12 protein-coding genes are annotated in these 20,918 nt (G+C 35.6%); 10 read left to right on the top strand and 2 right to left on the bottom strand.

The genetic code is table 11. The features are described from left to right. Positions 1-30 precede the first annotated feature (30 nt). Both CLV33_RS03400 and CLV33_RS03395 read right to left on the bottom strand, forming a co-directional pair. Positions 31-1,785, bottom strand: a complete 1,755-nt coding sequence (locus CLV33_RS03400; RefSeq protein ID WP_105472700.1) for a DUF4270 domain-containing protein — start codon at positions 1,783-1,785, stop codon at positions 31-33. A gap of 22 nt (positions 1,786-1,807) precedes the next feature. Continuing rightward, positions 1,808-2,617, bottom strand: coding sequence for a glycogen/starch synthase (locus CLV33_RS03395; protein ID WP_105472699.1), 810 nt, complete (start codon positions 2,615-2,617; stop codon positions 1,808-1,810). A 109-nt stretch (positions 2,618-2,726) separates the two neighbouring features. Between CLV33_RS03395 and panC the strand changes: the two genes are divergently transcribed. The 10 genes from panC to CLV33_RS03345 all read left to right on the top strand — a co-directional run bounded on the left by panC (position 2,727) and on the right by CLV33_RS03345 (position 20,873). Continuing rightward, complete coding sequence (gene panC / locus CLV33_RS03390) at positions 2,727-3,578, top strand: pantoate--beta-alanine ligase (RefSeq protein ID WP_105472698.1); 852 nt, start codon at positions 2,727-2,729, stop codon at positions 3,576-3,578. Positions 3,579-3,591: 13 nt separating this feature from the next. Next, the gene (panD, locus tag CLV33_RS03385) at positions 3,592-3,942 is read left to right on the top strand and encodes an aspartate 1-decarboxylase (RefSeq protein WP_034042051.1); all 351 of its coding nucleotides are present in this window, start codon (positions 3,592-3,594) and stop codon (positions 3,940-3,942) included. A 4-nt stretch (positions 3,943-3,946) separates the two neighbouring features. Then, positions 3,947-4,909, top strand: a complete 963-nt coding sequence (locus tag CLV33_RS03380) for a lysylphosphatidylglycerol synthase transmembrane domain-containing protein (RefSeq protein WP_105472697.1) — start codon at positions 3,947-3,949, stop codon at positions 4,907-4,909. Between the two features lie 74 nt (positions 4,910-4,983). After that, on the top strand, positions 4,984-6,135 hold the full coding sequence (locus CLV33_RS03375; protein ID WP_105472696.1) for an alpha/beta hydrolase: 1,152 nt from the start codon (positions 4,984-4,986) through the stop codon (positions 6,133-6,135). A 55-nt stretch (positions 6,136-6,190) separates the two neighbouring features. Then, positions 6,191-7,549 (top strand): DNA repair protein RadA, encoded by a 1,359-nt coding sequence (gene radA / locus CLV33_RS03370; protein WP_105472695.1) that lies wholly within the window; start codon positions 6,191-6,193, stop codon positions 7,547-7,549. A gap of 311 nt (positions 7,550-7,860) precedes the next feature. Further along, on the top strand, positions 7,861-12,267 hold the full coding sequence (locus CLV33_RS03365) for a LamG-like jellyroll fold domain-containing protein (RefSeq protein WP_105472694.1): 4,407 nt from the start codon (positions 7,861-7,863) through the stop codon (positions 12,265-12,267). A gap of 195 nt (positions 12,268-12,462) precedes the next feature. Then, complete coding sequence (locus CLV33_RS03360; RefSeq protein ID WP_105472693.1) at positions 12,463-16,191, top strand: LamG-like jellyroll fold domain-containing protein; 3,729 nt, start codon at positions 12,463-12,465, stop codon at positions 16,189-16,191. A gap of 123 nt (positions 16,192-16,314) precedes the next feature. Further along, positions 16,315-19,719, top strand: a complete 3,405-nt coding sequence (ileS, locus tag CLV33_RS03355) for an isoleucine--tRNA ligase (protein WP_105472692.1) — start codon at positions 16,315-16,317, stop codon at positions 19,717-19,719. Between the two features lie 5 nt (positions 19,720-19,724). After that, positions 19,725-20,108 carry a TraR/DksA family transcriptional regulator gene (locus CLV33_RS03350; protein WP_042242249.1) on the top strand — a complete coding sequence of 128 codons (384 nt, stop codon included), beginning with the start codon at positions 19,725-19,727 and terminating at the stop codon, positions 20,106-20,108. A gap of 138 nt (positions 20,109-20,246) precedes the next feature. Next, positions 20,247-20,873 carry a lipoprotein signal peptidase gene (locus CLV33_RS03345; protein WP_105472691.1) on the top strand — a complete coding sequence of 209 codons (627 nt, stop codon included), beginning with the start codon at positions 20,247-20,249 and terminating at the stop codon, positions 20,871-20,873. The last annotated feature ends 45 nt before the right edge of the window (positions 20,874-20,918 follow it).

Here is a 20,918-nt window from a genome sequence, read left to right as displayed (position 1 = left end):
CGTAATAATTTATTTTAAACCACTTATTTGTTATTCAGACTCTGTAAAGAATATTTCTAAGCGCATTTTTTTATCATCATCAGCACTGTTGCTTCCATGTAACACTGTTCCTCTGGGTGTAATTACGGTAGAGGCTGGTACACCAGTAACATCACCAATATCATTAAGTAGTTGTGTGCTTAAATTTAAGTTTACGTTATTAGAAAGTACTAGCCCTAGTTTTGTATTGTCAATATCCTGAATTAAGATACTGTTTAGCAAATCGGTAATTTTAAGTTTGTATTTTGAAATTCCGTTTTCGTCGGTTATTCTTCGGCCTAAAGTAAAGGATCTTGAGACTAAAGGGTTTGAAGCATCGATTGAAACATCAAAATTGTAATCTAAAATAGGGCTATTATCTCCTAAATCGTATAGGTAGAGTCTGTCGTAAGTATGATAATCTTCTCCATTAGCGTCTTTAGGGTCATCGGGAGTTATAAAAGTCTCGTCTTCATAAATCACTAAATGCGCTTCATTTATAAGTCGCTTAAGTTGATATAGTTCATTTACAGGTGCTAATACGTTACCGTTTTTATCAGTTTTTCTAAAAGTCTTTTTAAAACACTCTAGAGCATCATCGTCTTCTTGTCCATCGCCATCACAATCTACTAAACCGTTAAACAAATCTATAACAGCCATAGAGCCAGCAGTACCTTTTAAATAAAGTTTTTCATCGCCATTGGTTGTGTTGGGCGTTGTTGGAAGAATAGCTGGATTATAATTGTTAATAAAGGTATTAAGCCTGTTGCCATTAAAATTTAGTACATAAGTCCCAGTATCACGATCTGTATCAGTGTCATCTCCGTCTTCACTAGAATAGTTAATGGTAAGGGTTGCGCCAGTATCAGCTAGGTTTAACAGAACCATACTTCCCTCGCCATTTTTGGCTTCGGCTTTTATGTATAAGCCTCTAAAATGATTGTGGAAGTTGTTTGTATTGCTTAAAGTGGGTAAACCTGCTTGGTCTAAGATTAGAGATTTCCAATAGGCTTTACTCTGGGGTGTTTCAGCTAGTTCAATTACTTCAGCGGGAGGTAAATAGGTTGTAGACGATGTTTCTCCTACAGTATCTGTTATTGCTCTAGCGGCACTGCTAGGTTCTATATCACCATCAAAAAAGGTAAATCCAATGTGGTCATCAAAATTAATTGTACCGCTTTCAATTTCGGCAAAATTATCGGTGCTATTTATGGATGCATCTGCTTTCGAAAAATAGTTTTGAGAATTATCTTCGGGGTTATTGGGGTTAAAGTTTCTTAAAAAATATTTATTCTCGTAAACTTTTAGGGCTATAGGCTTTATGTTTTCTGGGTTGTTGTTTTCAACAAATAAAGAGTCTAGTCTATATATAGGAGTTCCATCTGTTTCAACACCTGTTTGAGTACTAAAATAAGGTATAGTTAAGGTTACAGATTCTACCGTTGGGTTTATACCAAACATTTCTGCGCTGTTAATTGCAAAACTAGTAGGTGTTACTTGGGTAACAATACTTGCAGTTGTTGTGCCGTAAATAGGATCGTTAAAAAAGCCTAATAGATTTGATGTTAAACCATTTATTTGTTGCCCACTTAAATTTCTATTATAGGTTATAATAGGTACTTCTAACTGGCTAGCGTTAAAATTAAAATTGTTTTCACCAAGAACATCACTTTCAATAGAGCTGTATTCTCTGTCGCACGCTACAAATGCCAATACAATAAACAACACAGCAACGGTGTATTTTAGGGCTTTAAATATCTTCTTCATAAATCTTAAAGGACGATTGGGATTAACCTAAAACTTCAGTGCTAAAGAACTGAGTGTAAGCTTCACCAAATTCGTCTTTGCTTTTGTATTCTAAAACAGGTTTGTTAGATTCTTTAATGTATTTCTCTAAATTGTCTGGTAAAACTTCAGAACCTATAATTAAAGCATCAGAATAATCTACAGCAACTTGCATTAAATTATTGTACGTAGGCTCTTCTAACGGTTTTATAGCTTCTTCGTTTATGTTGTCAAATTTAATCTTATTGACCATATCTTTATTTAACGTATTGTTAAAACTTTGATTGTATACCGAAGTAACTATTTTACTTTCGTTAAAAAGCGGCTCGTCTTTGTAGTATTCTCTAAGGTATAAAGGTAACAAAGAGGCTAACCAACCGTGTACATGAATAATATCTGGCGACCAATTGAGTTTTTTAACCGTTTCTATAACACCTTTTGCGAAGAAAATTGCACGTTCATCGTTATCGTCAAAAAGCTTTCCATTTTCGTCGGTTAAGGTAGCTTTCCTTTTAAAATACTCGTCGTTGTCTATAAAATAAACCTGAATACGCTCTTTTGGAATAGAGGCTACTTTAATGATTAAAGGCATGTCTAGGTCGTTAATTACTAGGTTTATACCAGATAACCTTATCACTTCATGTAATTGATGTCTTCTTTCATTAATATTGCCATAACGAGGCATGAAAATTCTAATTTGACCACCTTGTTGATTAACCATTCTGGGAGCCTCGAACGACATTGAAGAAATTTCGGTTTCAGGTAAATAAGGCACTACTTCAGATGATACATACAATATCCTCTTATCTTTCATATATGGTTTGCTTTTGCAGATTCAAAAATAAAAACACGCAAAAGTACAAAAATTTATGCAAAGTCCCCGTAAAATCTTAAGTTTGCACCCGTTAATTTTTTATTACAAAGTGAAGATTTACACAGAAAAAGATAGAATTAGTACCGAAATAGCAGCATTAAAATCTAAAGGTTTAAGTGTTGGAATGGTGCCAACCATGGGAGCGCTCCACCAAGGCCATTTACAGTTGGTAATTAAGGCATTAGGCGACAATGATGTTGTAGTGGTGAGTATTTTTGTAAATCCAACACAATTTGATAATAAAACCGATTTAGAGAAATATCCTAGAACGCTAGAAAATGATGTAGAATTATTAGAAACAGTTAGTAAAGACCAAATTATGGTTTATGCGCCTACGGTTGACGATATTTATGAAGGGCATGCCATATCTGAGGCGTTTGATTTTGATGGTTTGGAGTTTGAAATGGAAGGAAAATTTCGCCAAGGACATTTTGATGGTGTTGGTACTGTAGTAAAGCGTTTTTTCGAAATTGTGAAACCTGATAGCGCTTATTTTGGTGAAAAAGATTTTCAGCAATTGCAAATTATTAAAAAGCTGGTTGAAAAGCATCATATTCCCGTAAAAATAGTAGGCTGTAAAATTCATCGAGAACCCAGTGGTTTAGCTATGAGTTCTCGTAATACAAGGTTAAAGCCCAACCATAAAACTGCTGCGCCGTTTATATATAAAACACTAAAAACTGCCAAAATAAAATTTGGCACAGAAAGTGCTAATAAAGTTATGGAATGGGTTGAAAATCAGTTTAAAAACCACGATACACTAAAACTAGAGTATTTTTTAATCGCTGATGCTAAAACCTTAAAACCAATTAAAAGAAAATTAAATAAAAAAAAGTACAGAGCCTTTATAGCTGTGTATGCGGGCGAAATTAGACTTATTGATAATATCGCATTAAATTAATTACCTTTGCCACATGCAAATTCAAGTTGTAAAATCTAAAATTCATAGAGTTAAATGCACAGGTGCAGAACTCAATTATATTGGTAGTATTACTATTGATGAAGATTTAATGGATGCTGCTAACATTATACAGGGAGAAAAAGTTCAGATTGTAAATAACGACAATGGGGAACGTTTAGAAACCTACTGTATACCAGGGCCCCGAAACAGTGGTGAAATCACTTTAAATGGTGCAGCTGCTAGAAAAGTTTCTGTAGGAGACACGTTAATTTTAATTACTTATGCTTTTATGGATATAGAAGAAGCAAAAGTATTTAAACCTTCTTTAGTGTTTCCAGATGAAGCTACTAACCTCTTAAAATAAAAGGTTGAATCCTAAAATAAAGCGAATATTAACTATAACAATTCCACTAGTATTAGGGGTGTTTTTGGTTTGGTATTCTTTATCTCAAATATCACTTGAACAATTAGTCAGCTATTTTAAAAAGGCCGATTACACATTTATTTCATTAGGTGTTTTCTTTGGTTTATTAAGTCATTTATCTAGGGCTTACAGGTGGCGTTTTCAGTTACAGCCCATGGGTTATCATATTAAGTTAGGTAATAGTGTAATGGCAGTTTTTGCGACATATCTTATTAATTATACTGTTCCAAGGGCTGGCGAGGTAGCTCGGGCTTCTATTTTAACAAATTACGAAGGCGTACCTTTTGAAAAAGGCTTTGGAACCATTGTAGCAGAACGCATTGCAGATTTAATTATGATGTTTTGTATTATAGTGGTTACCCTTTTTCTGCAATTTGATTTTATATACGGTTTCTTGGTTGAAAAATTTAACCCAACTAAAATAATTATGGGTGTTTTTTTGCTCTTGTTTTTTGGTATAGTTTTTACAATTTTTATAAAACGCAGTAATTTAAAAATAGCCTTAAAAATTAAAAGTTTTGTAAATGGTTTAATAGAAGGCGCCTTGAGTATTTTTAAAATGAAAAAAAAGTGGGCATTCATTTTTCATACATTTTTTATATGGACTATGTATGTTCTTATGTTTTATGTAACCTCTTTTGCTTTAGAAGAAACTAGTTATGTGCCTTTTGCGGCCATATTAATTGGTTTTATAGCAGCAAGTTTTAGTATTGCTGCCACAAACGGTGGCATTGGCTCTTATCCTGAAGCTGTAGTTCTCGCATTTACTTTGTTTAATATTCCCGAAGACCCTAGTCGTGCCTTTGGATGGATTATGTGGGGATCACAAACTTTACTAATTATTGTATTTGGAGGATTATCTCTTATTTATTTACCAATTTTTAACCGAAAAAAGGCAATCAAGTAGCAGTATTGTTAACTTTCAATCTCTAAGTTAATTTATTACCTTGCCGCTATTAAAATCTCAAATTATTTTTGAAAATGAAAAACGCATGCATTTTTGTTTTTTTAATAGCTGTGTTAATACCAGTAGTTAATGCGCAAGTAAAGTACGAAAACTTTCAATCGGCTAAACTGGGTGAAGAACGGCAAATTAAAATTCAACTACCAAGAGGATATGATTTTAATAAAGATAAAAGTTATCCTATTTTTATTGTGCTCGATGGTGATTATTTATTTGAGGCCGTAGCAGGAAACGTAGATTATTACTCTTATTGGGAAGATATGCCAGAGGCCATTGTAGTAGGGGTAAACCAAGTAGATACGCGTTACGAAGATTGCTTATATTCCGAACAAAACTCATTACCTGTGGAAACAGGTGCTAATTTTTTCGAGTTTTTGGGTATGGAGCTTTTGCCATATATAGAGGCTAACTACAGGACAGTAAACTTTAAGGTAGCTGTTGGTCATGGTAATACGGCAAACTTTATCAATTATTATCTTTTAAAGTCAAACCCATTGTTTCAGGCTTACATCGTTGTTAGTCCAGAATTGGCGCCAAATATGTTAGCGTATATTCCTGAGAGCTTAACTAAAACACAGTCTAAAATTTTTTATTATCTAAGCAATTCCGAAGGCGATACTTCATCTTTAAAACAAATGACAGAAGCTTTGCACACCGATGTATCTGCGATAGAAAACGATAATTTATCGTACAGCTTTAATACCTTCGAAAATGCCTCACATTACTCTGGGCCAGCACATGCTATCCCCAATGCGCTTCAAAATATATTTAAGGTATTTCAGCCTATAAGTAAGAAAGAATATAAGGATGAGATTTTAGAATTAGAAATTTCTCCAGTAATATATCTAGAAGAGAAATACCAAGCCATTCAAGATTTATTTGGAATAGAAAAAAAGATTTTGATTAACGATTTTAAAGCAATCGCAGCAGCAATAGAGAAGAACGAGCTATTTGAATATTATGAACCACTTGGAAAACTAGCGCGTAGACATTATCCCAAAACGCTATTGGGAAATTATTATTTGGCAAGGTTTTATGAGGAAACAGGAGAGCCAAAAAAAGCGATGAAAACGTATCAATCGGCTTATACCTTAGATGAAATCGCAGGTATTACAAAAGATAAAGTGCTACAACTTGCAGATGCTATTAAGCAAGATTTTGGATACTAGTTTAATATTTTAAACCTAAACTTACGGCTCTCTTTTAGAGGGGATAAAAACAGATATGGCAAAAGTAAAAACAACATTTTTTTGTCAAAATTGTGGCGCACAATATGCAAAATGGCAGGGACAGTGTAATGCTTGTAAAGCGTGGAATACTATAGCGGAAGAGGTGCTGCAAAAACCAGAAAAAAGCGATTGGAAGACAGCTTCCAGTCCATCAAAACGTGTTTCAAAACCATTGCAGATAAAAGATATTGATGTTTCAGAAGAAGCACGATTAAATACTTCAGACAATGAGTTTAACCGTGTTTTAGGTGGCGGAATAGTCCCTGGTTCTTTAACATTGTTGGGTGGCGAACCTGGAATAGGGAAAAGCACATTGCTACTTCAAATTTCACTTAAGTTGCCATATAAAACGCTTTATGTTTCTGGTGAAGAAAGCCAAAAGCAAATAAAAATGCGGGCAGAACGCATTAACCCCGAAAATAACAATTGCTATATTCTCACAGAAACTAAAACCCAAAATATATTTAAGCAAATAGAGGCTTTAGAGCCAGATATTGTTATAATAGACTCTATACAAACCCTACATAGCGATTATATAGAGTCATCTTCTGGAAGTATTTCTCAAATAAAAGAATGTACTACGGAGCTTATAAAATTTGCTAAGGAAACAGCAACTCCAGTCATCTTAATTGGTCACATTACTAAAGATGGTAACATTGCTGGACCAAAAATTTTAGAGCATATGGTGGATACTGTTTTACAGTTTGAAGGCGATAGAAACCATGTATTCCGAATTTTAAGAGCACATAAAAACCGTTTTGGTTCTACAAACGAATTGGGTATTTATGAAATGCAAGGATCTGGATTGAGGGAGGTTTCAAATCCGTCAGAAATATTAATTTCTAAAAAAGATGAAGAGCTCTCAGGTAACGCTATTGCTGCAACATTAGAAGGCATGCGCCCTTTAATGGTTGAAGTGCAAGCCCTTGTAAGTACAGCGGTTTACGGTACGCCTCAACGAAGTGCTACAGGTTTCAATGCCAAACGATTAAACATGTTATTAGCTGTTTTAGAAAAAAGAGCTGGTTTTAGGTTGGGTGCAAAAGATGTTTTTTTAAACATAACCGGAGGCATAACGGTAGACGATCCTGCTATAGATTTAGCAGTTGTTGCGGCAATTCTATCTTCAAATGAAGATGTGGCTTTACAGAGCGATTTTTGTTTTGCCGCCGAGGTTGGTTTGTCTGGAGAAATTAGACCTGTACAACGTGTAGAACAACGCATTTTAGAAGCCGAAAAATTAGGGTTTTCAACAATTTTTGTATCCAAATACAATAAAATAGCACTTAAAAACACTGTAATTAAAATTCAATTGATTTCTAAGATTGAAGATGTAGTAGAGTTTATTGTTTAGTAATAGAGTCTCAAAATTATAGTTTCGAAACTAAAAAAATCTTATTTTTTGTCTCTTTATCGAAAAAATACTGCTCTTTATCCGATTTTATGTTGCTTTTATCGAATTTTTAATCTAGATTTGTCCCTGTTATAGGTATCGTTATACCTACATATGAAATAATATTATATACTTCCCTCAAAGTGTTATTTCACAAATTAATCTAATGAACCATCATATTTTGTTATTCTGTTGTGGGCTAAGGCTTACAAATAGTACTGCTATTAAACAATAATTATAAATTAATTCGATTTCCCCAAAATCTATTAATTATGAAATTTAAACTACTGTTAACATTACTCTTAACGTATTGCTATTACTTAAAAGGAACCTCTCAAACTAACGCACCAAGTATTCAATCTGGAGTTACGTTTCAATGGAGCGATACACAAACTGCAGCAAATCATTCAGCTACCATACAAAGTATTACAGTAAACGGTATTGTTTACTTAAATTTCGGATTGCCTACAGGCTATGAAATAACGCAGTTAGGGCCTAATGGGCACAGTGCCAATAGAATTCTTGAAAATGGGGTTAATTTAGAGAATACAAGTTCAAGTAGCACATGGAATGCTTCTGCTTTATCGGCATTTCAAGATTTAAATTTAAACCACTATTTCAATTCCAGCTATAATGGAAGAAATATTTGTGATGATTTTGTAAGCGAATCTACTACAACTGCGCAACGACAAACATTAACTTATGGTACTGGAATTTTGGCCACCTCTAGTGGAATTATAGCAGTAACGGAACGTAATGCAAATAACTGTCTTCACCTAGAGCTTTTTGGTATTCCCGCAGGTGGAGGCGCCGAACAGTCTTTAGGAGAAACGTTTATAAATCAAACTTCAACTCAATTTGGTTTTGGGGGAACAGGAACAGGAGGCCCAAACGGATTGGGAACTCCCGGGGCTATAAACCCTCCTAAACCAAACTCAGATTATTGGTTAAGCGACAGGGTAGTAGAAAACAAAGGAACACTTGGTATTGCGTTATTCTATTTAGATGATATTGCTCCTAATGGTTCTGTAATTACTAAGGCACAATTAACAGCCTCCACTACAGATCATGCTGATGGCAAATTATTTATATTCACCTTAGAAGACGAAGATAAAGATGGTTACAGTGATGTAGATGATTTAGATGATGATAACGATGGTATAAAAGATACAGATGAATCTGGAGGGGTAGACCCTTCTGCAGACCACGATACGGATGGTATTCCCAATAGTAAAGATCCAGATTTTTGTACCCTAGGTGCATCTGGGTATTGTGAAAATATGGATCAAGATGGCGATGGTATTCCAAATTATTTAGATTTAGATAGTGATAATGACGGTATTACCGACGTTAGAGAATCTGGAGGGACTGATGCCAATAATGATGGTGTCGCAGATGGTGCCATTGGTATAACTCCAACCACAAACGGTATACCAAGTTCTGCTGGTACGGGAACAATTCCGGTGAATACCGATGGAGATCTGAATGGTAGCGGAAACCGCTACTTAATTTATGATTTTTTAGATATCGATTCAGACGATGATGGTATTCCAGATAATGTAGAAGCGCAATCTACAATAGGTTATATGGCTCCAAGTGGAACAGTATCAATTTTTGGAATAGATACTATTTATGGAACAGGCTTAACATTACAAGATACAGACGGTGATGGTATTCCAGATTATATTGATTTAGATTCTGATAATGACGGTAGTCCAGACGAGGCCGAAAACGGTATGCCTTTTCCCAGTACAAATCAAGATATGGATGCAGATGGTTTAGTAAATCCATTTGAAACCACAAATATAAATGATCCTGTTTGGGATGTTAATGAAGATATTGAAAACCCTTCTAGCTTATCCATTCTTCCTGATGGTGATGGTGATTTAGGTTCTGGAGGAGATTTAGACTATAGAGATGTATTTAATGCAAACCCTCCTGCCATTGCTACCATAGACTTTGATGGTATTGACGATTATGTGGTAGGTAAAGAATTAATGTCCAGTTTTAACGAAAGTAATACCAATGGTATTACGTTAATGGGCTGGGTAAAAAACGACTTGAGTGATAGCGATACTTCTACAGTATTTTTATTTGGAGAAGATAATGCTATAGAGTTAACAGCTACTGGGGCTAAACTAGAATTTTCTGGGCGCTTTAAAACTTCGGTTGGAGGCTCACATACATCAAAATTTTCAAGGGCTAATGGGTTAAAGCAAGGTATATGGAGACATGTGGCTGTTACTGTAGATTTTACGAGCAATAACGCAAGCATGTTTATAGATGGTAAATGGGTACATACACGTAATTTGGCATACCCTGGAGGACATGATGTTGTTGGTTTTTACAGTGAAGTAACAGCGCAATCAGAAAAATTTATGTTAGGCAGGGAGAACGAAACCAGTGCTTCATATTACGATGGTTGTATAGATGAGGTTCGTGTTTTTAACAACGTATTTACAGAAGCTGAGATCCAAGAAATTGTATTTCAAGAAATTGAAAATAGTGGAGGTAAATTAAAAGGCGCCATTACTCCTGGACAAGTTTGTACTAAAAATTGGAGCGATCTTAAGTTGTATTACCCTATGACCAATATTGTTGGTTTTACCTTACCAGATGAATCTGGGAATAACAATTCTGGAATGTTGCGCAACATAACTTCAATACAAGAACAAACAGCACCAATGCCTTTTACAACAAAGCAAGATGGCAATTGGCACGATAAAAGCACATGGTTGTATGGGGATGTATGGGCATTACCAGGAGATGAGTTGTCTCAAAATTCATCTAATTCAGACGAATATTATACTTGGGGTATTTATCATATTAGAAATAGCGTAACCTTAACCACATCTTTAAGCAAACCTAGTTATCCTGGAGCTTTGGAGGGTCTGCATGCATTAGCACTTATAGTAGACCAAAAAGACTGGGCTGATAACGGGGATGTTGTTCTTACTGTTGGAAATGAAACTAATGATTTACAATTAAATGTCTCTAAATATTTAAACCTAGGTGGCACTATAGATTTACTGGGAGATTCCCAGTTAATCCAGACCGAGACGAGCGACCTGGTAACCTCCTCACAGGGAAAGATACTAAGGCGACAGGAAGGCGCCACCAACCCATATTGGTACAACTATTGGTCCTCGCCAATAGGCACCTTACGAGCCACGAGCTACAGAAACAACAATACCTCGGCCAACAACACGAACAATACCTCTTATAACCTCCAGATGCTCAGGGACGAGTCTGGTGCAGGGATGCGCTTTACTACCGATTACACGGGCAACGGGCGCATAAGTACATTTTGGCTGTACACCTATATCAATGGTTTGTCCTATTACGATTGGACAAAAATAACCAAGACCACTTCCCTTAGCCCGGGCATTGGTTATACCCAAAAAGGCACGGGCTCACCTTTGGCACAGCAGCAGTATATCTTCCAGGGCAAGCCCAACAACGGGACAATACTTGTAGATGTAGAAGATCGCGGGGGTCCAGGATCAGTTGCAGGCACTAGCAAGACGGAGTTTTTGTTGGGCAATCCCTACCCGTCGGCGTTAGATATCGGTAAGTTTATAGACGATAATGAGGGCGTTATAAAGGGCGATATCCAGTTATGGCAACAATGGAGCGGTAACTCGCACAACCTAGATGCCTATAACGGTGGTTATGCCCAGGTAAATAAAATGGGAGCAGTAAGAGCCTCTCAGTTCATAGGTTTGGAAGGAGCTACAACGGGAGGTCTGGAAGGCACCAAAGTACCATCAAAATATCTACCCGTAGGCCAGGGCTTTATTGTGGAGATAGAGAACGACGGAGTAACGCCGTTTGATGGTACGGTAGAATTCAACAATGGTCAACGCGTGTTCGTTAAGGAATCCGATGCAGATGGAGATTTCAATAACGGCTCTGTGTTCTTTAAGACGCAGGGCGTAAAGGGTACAAAAGTTAGCCAATCGAACACTGGTGCTTCAAATACGGACAGCATACAAAAGATACGCTTGGAGTTTAGGTCCGTAACAGGTCCAAGCACAAAGCGGGAGCTGCTCCTAGGGTTTAGCGAGCACACCACAGATGGCTACGACTATGGCTATGATGCAGAGGCACACGATGCGAGCAATAATGACCTTAATCTAGCCATGGCAGGTAAGCACATGAACATGCAAGCTTACGGAGCAATAACAGCAGATAAAGTAGTGCCGCTACATTTTAGATCATCGGGCGATAATAGTTTTGAGATAGAAATCTCAGAAACAGAAAATATAGATGCAGGACAGGAGGTTTACCTAAGGGACAATCTTACAGGAGATTACTTTAACCTTATGCAGGACCAACCGTATAGGTTTACCTCGTCGCAAGGTGTTTTTAATAACAGACTGCAGCTTGTGTTTCAAGATGCTGCATCGGCACTAAGTACAGCCGAGGCATCCACAGAAGAAAATTATATGTATTACGATAAGGGGGGTAATGTACTGTATGTAAAGAACATGAGTGGAGATATAGCAAAGTTTGTACTGTACAGTATTACAGGGCAGTCTATGATGGCGCTAACCGATGTGGAAGCTTCAACGTTAAGCAATGGTATTAAACTACCTGAAATGGCCAGTGGTACGTACATTGCTGTGTTTAGGTTAGACACAAATCAAGTGCTTACCAAGAAACTGGTTAAGAATTAAAACGTATTTTAACGATAAAAAAAGCTTTTAATCGTTAAAAATATACGAAATAATTAGTTTCTTGTAGTTTATTGTATTAATTTTGCTACACATAAAACGAGCCTACTTTGATTAACATTCTCTCAGTTTTTCAATTTCTCAAAGGGTGTAAACGTTGCACCTGCATAAATTTAATTGACCCTAAACAATTAAACCATGAAAAGAAATTATGTAAAACGCTTAATAAGGTTTTTCAGCTTCATTACTGTCCACTTTATTTTAATTAACACAATTAATGCGCAATACTGCCAGCCAAAAAATATTGGAAAATTCAACGTTAACTATATTTCTAATGTTGCAATAGGCACTATAAACAATAGCAGCAATGGGAATACGGGCAACTACACATATTTCTCAGATATTGCAGCTACCAATGTTATTGCGGGAGAATATCTAGAAGGTGAAATTACACTGACTATAAATGGATGGAATACAGCAAAAAATACAGTAATCATCTGGTTAAATTTTAATGAAAGTAGCGATGATGATTTTGACGATGATAGCGAGCGTTTTTTAATTTCATTTCAGGACAAAAATAATACCAGGGGTAATAAAGAGGTAAAAGTACCTTTTAAGATAGAAATCCCAAGTAAAATAAAGCCAGGGAATTCAATTTTAAGAGTAGGTTACAGAACAGGTAATAGTAATAACTTTAGTTCGTGCGATTTCAAATACGAATCGGGTGAAGTTGAAGATTACAATATTACATTTATTTCAGATTATGATGAAGATGAAGATGAATTTGAACCCGAATTTTGTGAGCCCAAAAACATAGGTAGTTTTAATACAAACTACATATCAAATATTTCATTTGGAAGTATTGATAATACTAGCTCTGGAAAAACAGGAGATTATAGTTACTATTCAGAATTACCAGCAACAGATATACCCGTAGGTTCCAAACTAGAAGGCACAGTTACAGTAACGCTTAATGGATGGAACTCTAATACCAATATGGTAGTGGTTTGGTTAAATTTTAATGAGACCAACGACGATGATTTTGACGACAATGGTGAGCGTTTTTTATTTCCGTTTAGAGACACTAATAACACTGGAGGTAAAAAAACTGTTAAAATTCCTATTGAAATAAAAATTCCCGAAACTGTTAAACCTAGCAAATCTGTAATACGATTTGGCTTAAGAACTGGTAAAAATGAAAATTTTACTGCATGCGATTTTAAATATCAAGCAGGAGAAATTGAAGATTACAAAATTAACTTTATTACAGGCGAAGAAGAAGATAAAGACACAGATGGAGATGGAATTCCAGACTCTGAAGACATGTTTACGCCTAATCCTCCAGCATCGTCAACTTTAGACCTAGACGGTGTAGACGATTATTTAGATAGTAACTTAAACCTTAGTGGTTTTGAGCAATTAACCTTAATGGCCTGGGTAAAGCTAGATGAAACTTTTTCTGAAACAGGAACGCTGTTTAGCCAAGGTAAATTAAAAGTAAAGGTTAATAAGAACAAGCGCGTAGTGGCAAGAATTAATGGAAAGTCTATTGTGTTAAAATCTGATGATGAATTAGAAGGATTGAAAGAAAATCTATGGACACATATCACCGTTACTTTTAACAATGCGCTTAGAAAAGATAAATTAAAAGTTTTTATAAACGGGCATTTGGCCAAAACAGGAAACGACGAATCATACTCTAAACCTATTGAATCATCTCAAAACCCTTTTACAATGGGTAAAAATGTGTCAACAAATAAAGAGTTTTTTAATGGGGATATAGATGAAGTAAGACTGTTTAATATAGCATTATCCGATAATCAAATTCAAAAAATTGTATACCAAGAAATTAAAGAAGATGCAGGCAGTGTAGCTGGTGTAATAGTTCCAAAAATTATAAAAGATGATGTAACACAAGAAGCCATTCCATGGTCTAGTTTAGTAGCCTATTACCCTATGAGCAATATTATAAGCTCAACTACCGAAGATTTTTCATCGTATACTAATACCGCAACACTTTACAATGCTAAAACAGTAAAAGCGCAAACAGCTCCTATGCCTTTTAAAACAAAGCGTAATGGTACGTGGACGGGGAAGGATAATTGGTTGGAAGATGTATGGGATACAAAAGAATTAGAAGATTCTTATTTTACAATTGTTAGGGTTAGCCATGATATAGCTGTAAATACCTCAATTAAAACATCGGGTTTAATATTAGATTCTGGAAAAACAATAACCCTTAAAGGCGATAATGAATTAAGAAATAGCTATTATTTAGAATTAAACGGAACGATTGATTTAATGAACGACTCCCAACTTGTTCAAACAGAGCATAGCGATTTGGTAACCTCTAGCGAGGGTAAAATATTAAGGCGTCAAGAAGGTACATCTAGTGCGTTTTGGTATAATTACTGGGCAGCTCCTGTAGGTATAAAAAAGGCATCTGCCCTAACCAATAACAATGCAACTACGAATAACCCAAATAACACTGATTTTAGATTAGATATGCTAAAAGACGATTTTGGCTTTAACACACAATTTACAGGGAATTACACTGCAAATGGCAACATAAGCACATATTGGCTGTATACGTTTATTAATGGCACTTCGTATTGGGACTGGACACAAATAACACCCTCAACGCAAATAACACCCGGTATGGGTTATACCCAAAAAGGAACAGGGGTTCCTAGCGAAACACAACAATATATTTTTGAGGGGAAACCAAACAATGGCACCATATTAGTTCCTGTAAAAGATAAAGGCGGTCCAGGTTCAGTCGCAGGAAAATCTAAAACCGAATTTCTTTTAGGAAATCCTTATGCCAGTGCCATAGACGTTGTGAAGTTTATTGACGATAATGAAGGTGTTATTGATGGTACTATACAATTATGGCAACAATGGAGTGGTGCTTCCCATAACATGGCAGATTATGATGGAGGTTATGCTCAAGTAAATAAGCTAGGAGGCGTTAGGGCTCGTCAATTCTCAGGGCTTAACGGCGGAACAACAGGAGAAGCCGTGGGTACTGTAGTACCAACAAGGTATTTGGCTGTTGGGCAAGGGTTTATTACAGAAATAGTTGCAGATGGTAATGTGGTATTTAACAATAGCCAACGCGTATTTGTAAAAGAAGCAGATGCAGATGGTAAATTTAACAATGGGGCTGTATTTTCTAAACAATCAACATCCAAATCTGTTAGTGATACTACACATGTTGAAAACAATGAAGATCTTATAAAAAAAATACGTTTAGAATTTAATACAATAGTTGGTCCTAAGTCAAAAAGAGAATTATTATTAGGATTTAGCGACATAACATCAGATGCTTTCGATTATGGATATGAAGCAGAAACGGATGATATCAGCAATAACGATTTAAATTTAACCTTAGAAGGTAAAAACATGAACATACAGGCCTATAGTGCTATAACAGCAGATAAAGTAGTGCCATTAAACTTTAGGTCATCAGGTGATAATACTTTTGAAATTAAAATATCAGATTTAGAACATATAGACGAAAACCAAGACATTTATTTAAGAGATAATCTTACTGGAGAGTATTTTGATTTAAGACAAGAGCAACCCTACACATTTACATCAGTACAAGGCGTATTTAACGAAAGATTAGAAATTGTATTTCAACCTAAAGCAGCAACACTAAGTTCAGAAGAAGTACAAACAAGCCAAAACTATATTTATTACGATGTGTTAAACAACGTGCTTTATGCTAAAAAGCTAAATGCAGCGGTAACCAAGTTTACCATATACAGTATCTCTGGGCAGTCTGTAATGCAGTTAAGTAATGTAGATAGTGCTACATTGCACAACGGTTTGCAGTTACCAAATATGTCTAGCGGTACTTATATAGCAGTTTTTAGAACAGATGATAACCAGGTAATTACTAAAAAATTTATAAAGAATTAACCCGTTTTTATAACCAACCTTGTTAAAAAAAGCTGAATATTTTGTTCGGCTTTTTTTCTGTTTTAAAATTACACATTTAAGGATAATTCATTAAATTCGCGAACTTATAAGAAATAGGTATAAATGCACATGAAATTTGCTGAATATAAAGGACTTGACTTACCAAAAGTAGCAGATGAAATTCTCAGCTATTGGGAAGAAAATAATGTTTTCGAGAAAAGTGTAACCACTAGAGAGGGTGCTACACCTTATGTGTTTTACGAAGGGCCACCATCTGCAAATGGCTTACCCGGTGTACACCATGTATTAGCACGAGCTATTAAAGATATTTTTCCAAGATATAAAACCATGAAGGGTTACCAAGTAAAGCGTAAAGCTGGTTGGGATACACATGGTTTACCTATAGAGTTGGGCGTAGAAAAAGAATTGGGCATTACCAAAGAAGATATAGGCAAAACCATTTCGGTAGAAGATTATAATGCCGCGTGCAGAAAAGCGGTAATGAAGTATACAGATGCTTGGAACAACCTTACCGAAAAAATGGGCTATTGGGTAGATATGGACGACCCATATATTACTTACGAGCCCAAATACATGGAGTCTGTTTGGTGGCTGTTAAAGCAGATTTACGATAAAAAATTATTATACAAAGGCTATACCATCCAGCCCTATTCACCAAAAGCAGGAACCGGTTTAAGTTCGCATGAGTTAAATCAACCAGGTACCTATCAAGATGTTACTGATACTACTATTGTAGCTCAATTTAAGGCAATTCCAGAATCATTACCAGATTTTTTAAAGAATGAAGGCGATATTTACTTTTTAGCTTGGACCACTACACCTTGGACGTTGCCAAGTAATACCGCTTTAACAGTAGGGCCTAAAATAGATTATGTTTTAGTTGAAACCTATAACCAATACACGTTTAAACCTATTAAAGTTGTATTGGCAAAAAAATTAGTCAGTTATCAATTTTCAGGAAAGTTTAAACAAGTTGAGACTACCGATGATGTTTTGACCTACAAATCTGGAGAAAAAAAGATACCTTTCAGAATAGTAGCAGAATGTAAAGGAACTGATTTAGTTGGTATTAAATACGAACAACTTTTGCCCTATGCGCTTCCAAACGATAATCCAGAAAACGCTTTTAGAGTAATTTCTGGAGATTTTGTAACTACCGAAGATGGTACAGGAATAGTACATACCGCCCCTACATTTGGTGCAGACGATGCCTTGGTGGCAAAACAAGCTACTCCAGAAATACCACCTATGTTGGTAAAGGATGAGAACGGTAATTTAGTACCACTGGTAGATTTACAAGGGCGTTTCCGTCCAGAAGTTGGAGAGCTAGCTGGTAAATATGTAAAAAATGAGTATTACAACGAAGGAGAAGCACCAGAACGTTCTGTAGATGTTGAAATTGCTATTCAATTAAAAACAGAAAATAAAGCCTTTAAGGTTGAAAAATACAAACATAGTTATCCCAACTGTTGGCGTACCGACAAGCCAATTTTGTATTACCCGTTAGATTCTTGGTTTATAAAAGTTACTGATGTTAAAGAGCGTATGCACGAACTAAACAACACCATCAACTGGAAACCAAAGAGTACAGGAGAGGGGCGTTTCGGCAACTGGTTGGCAAATGCAAACGATTGGAATTTATCTCGCTCACGCTATTGGGGAATTCCGCTGCCAATTTGGAGAACCGAAGATGGTAAAGAAGAATTGTGTATTGGCTCGGTTGAAGAATTAAAGACGGAAATGGCAAAAGCTGTTGAAGCAGGTGTTTTAGATAAAGACATTTTTGAAGATTTTGAAGTGGGTAACAATTCTGAAGAAAACTATGCTAAAATAGATTTACATAAAAACATTGTAGATCAAATTACTTTAGTATCACCATCAGGTCAACCCATGAAACGCGAAAGCGATTTAATTGATGTTTGGTTCGATTCTGGTTCTATGCCTTATGCGCAATGGCATTATCCATTTGAAAATGCCGATTTAATAGACAATGGCACTACATTTCCCGCAAACTTTATAGCCGAAGGTGTAGATCAAACCCGCGGATGGTTTTACACGCTTCACGCCATAGCTACCATGGTTTTTGATTCTGTCGCTTACAAAAATGTAGTATCTAATGGATTGGTGTTGGATAAAAACGGACAAAAAATGTCTAAACGTTTAGGGAATGCTGTAGATCCGTTTGAAACACTAAGTACCTACGGGGCAGATGCCACACGGTGGTACATGATTTCTAATGCAAACCCATGGGATAATTTAAAGTTCGATTTAGATGGTGTAGAGGAGGTGAAACGTAAATTCTTCGGAACACTTTACAACACCTATTCTTTCTTTAGCTTATACACAAATTTAGATAAATTTAGTTATGCTGAAGCTGATATTCCTTTAGAAGACAGGCCAGAGTTAGACCGTTGGATTCTTTCAGAATTACACACCTTAATTAAAAAGGTAGATGCTTTTTATGCAGATTACGAACCTACAAAAGCAGCACGTGCCATTTCAGATTTCACACAAGATTATGTAAGTAACTGGTATGTGCGATTAAGCAGAAGACGTTTTTGGAAAGGCGATTACCAAACCGATAAAATTTCGGCATACCAAACTTTATATACATGTATGGTAACTATTGCCAAATTAGGCGCGCCTATTGCACCATTCTTTATGGATAGATTGTATTTAGATTTAAATGCAGTAACCCAAAAAGAAACTTTTGAAAGTGTGCACTTAGCAGATTTCCCTGTGTATAACGAAGCTTATGTTAATAAAAGCTTAGAACGAAAAATGGAAGCGGCACAAACAATATCATCTTTAGTATTATCGTTAAGAGCAAAGGAGAAGATAAAAGTACGCCAGCCCCTTCAAAAGATTATGATTCCTATTGATAGTGCACAACAAAAAGAAGAGATTTTAGCAGTATCAAACTTGATAAAGCACGAGGTAAATGTTAAAGAGATTGAATTACTTGACGACGCTTCTGATGTTTTGGTGAAAAAAATAAAACCAAACTTTAAAGTTTTAGGGCCTCGCTTTGGTAAAGATATGAAGGCAGTTGCTAGTGCAGTAATGAACTTTACGGCGGAAGATATTAACAAAATTGAGCAAAACGGAAGTTTTAACGTTGAAATAAACGGAAAAAATGTTACTTTAGAACGCGATGACGTAGAAATTACGTCTCAAGATATTGAAGGATGGTTGGTTGCCAACGAAGGTTCGTTAACTGTTGCGCTAGATGTTACCATCTCTGATACTCTTAAAAAAGAAGGTATTGCTAGAGAATTGGTAAATAGAATTCAGAATTTAAGAAAAGATTCTGGTTTTGAAGTGACTGATAGAATTGATGTAAAATTACAAAAGGACGAGCAGGTTAAACAAGCTGTAGACTCTAATATTGATTATATAAAAACCGAAACATTAACAGAAGAATTAGAAATAATTGAACAAATAGATAACGGTATAGAAATTGCTTTTGATGACGTAAATACCAAACTATTTATCACAAAACATTAAAAATTATGGCTTCAAATACAAACGTAAGATACTCGGATGCGGAACTAGCAGAATTTAAAAAGCTAATTCAAGAAAAAATAGATAAAGCACAACACGATTTAGAATTGATAAAAAGTGCTTATATGAACGACCATAATAATGGTACAGACGATACGTCGCCCACGTTTAAAGCGTTTGATGAAGGCAGTGCTGTAATGAGCAAAGAATCTAACTCGCAGTTGGCTATTCGTCAAGAAAAGTTTATTCGCGATTTAAAAAATGCGTTGATTAGAATTGAGAATAAAACCTATGGCGTATGTCGTGTAACGGGTAAATTAATTAATAAAAAGCGTTTAGAATTGGTACCACATGCAACCTTAAGTATTGAAGCTAAAAACATGCAGAAATAACACATTCCTTTGTCGTTTTTAGCGATATTGAAATGAAAAAAAGAAATTTCATAAACAAAAACGCCAATCTTTACAGTAAAGAAAGGCGTTTTTCTTTTAAAAATGGCACCCTGAGCGTAGTCGAAGGGCTTTCAAAACATGTCACTAAAAAAATCCATTATTTTAATCGTTATTATTTTGCTTATCGACCAAATAAGCAAAGTATACATTAAAACTAACTTTATGCTACACGATAGCGTTGCCGTATTTAGTTGGTTTAAAATTTACTTCATTGAAAATGAAGGTATGGCCTGGGGCACACGCATTAGTGATATTTTACCTTTTATATCAGATAGGACAGCAAAAACATTTTTAACCTTATTTCGTATAGTTGCTATTTTTGGAATAGGGTATTGGTTGTACAGTGTTACAAAAAAACAAAGTTCACGAATTTTAACAGTAGCCATAGCACTTATTTTCGCGGGCGCTCTAGGTAATATTATTGATTCTGTATTTTATGGAGTTTTATTTGAGGATAGTTACAATCAAGTAGCAGGCTTTCTTCCAAAAGAAGGTGGATACGATAGTTTATTGCATGGTAAAGTTGTAGATATGCTATACTTCCCAATGTATAAAGGCTATCTTCCCGAATGGATTCCAAAATATGGTGGTAAATTCTTTACGTTTTTCGAGCCTGTATTCAATATAGCAGATATGGCCATAAGTACGGGGTTTATGATGCTTATTGTGTTTAATAAACGGGCTTTTGCAAAAGACATAAATTAATTGGTTACAATAAAGTTATTACGAGTTTTTAATTAAAGTATATAA

Origin of the sequence: Jejuia pallidilutea (assembly GCF_002973595.1) — a bacterium.
Taxonomy (GTDB): domain Bacteria; phylum Bacteroidota; class Bacteroidia; order Flavobacteriales; family Flavobacteriaceae; genus Jejuia; species Jejuia pallidilutea.
The sequence above is the reverse complement of the archived record's forward strand: the minus strand, read 5'-3'. Positions and strand labels throughout refer to the sequence as shown.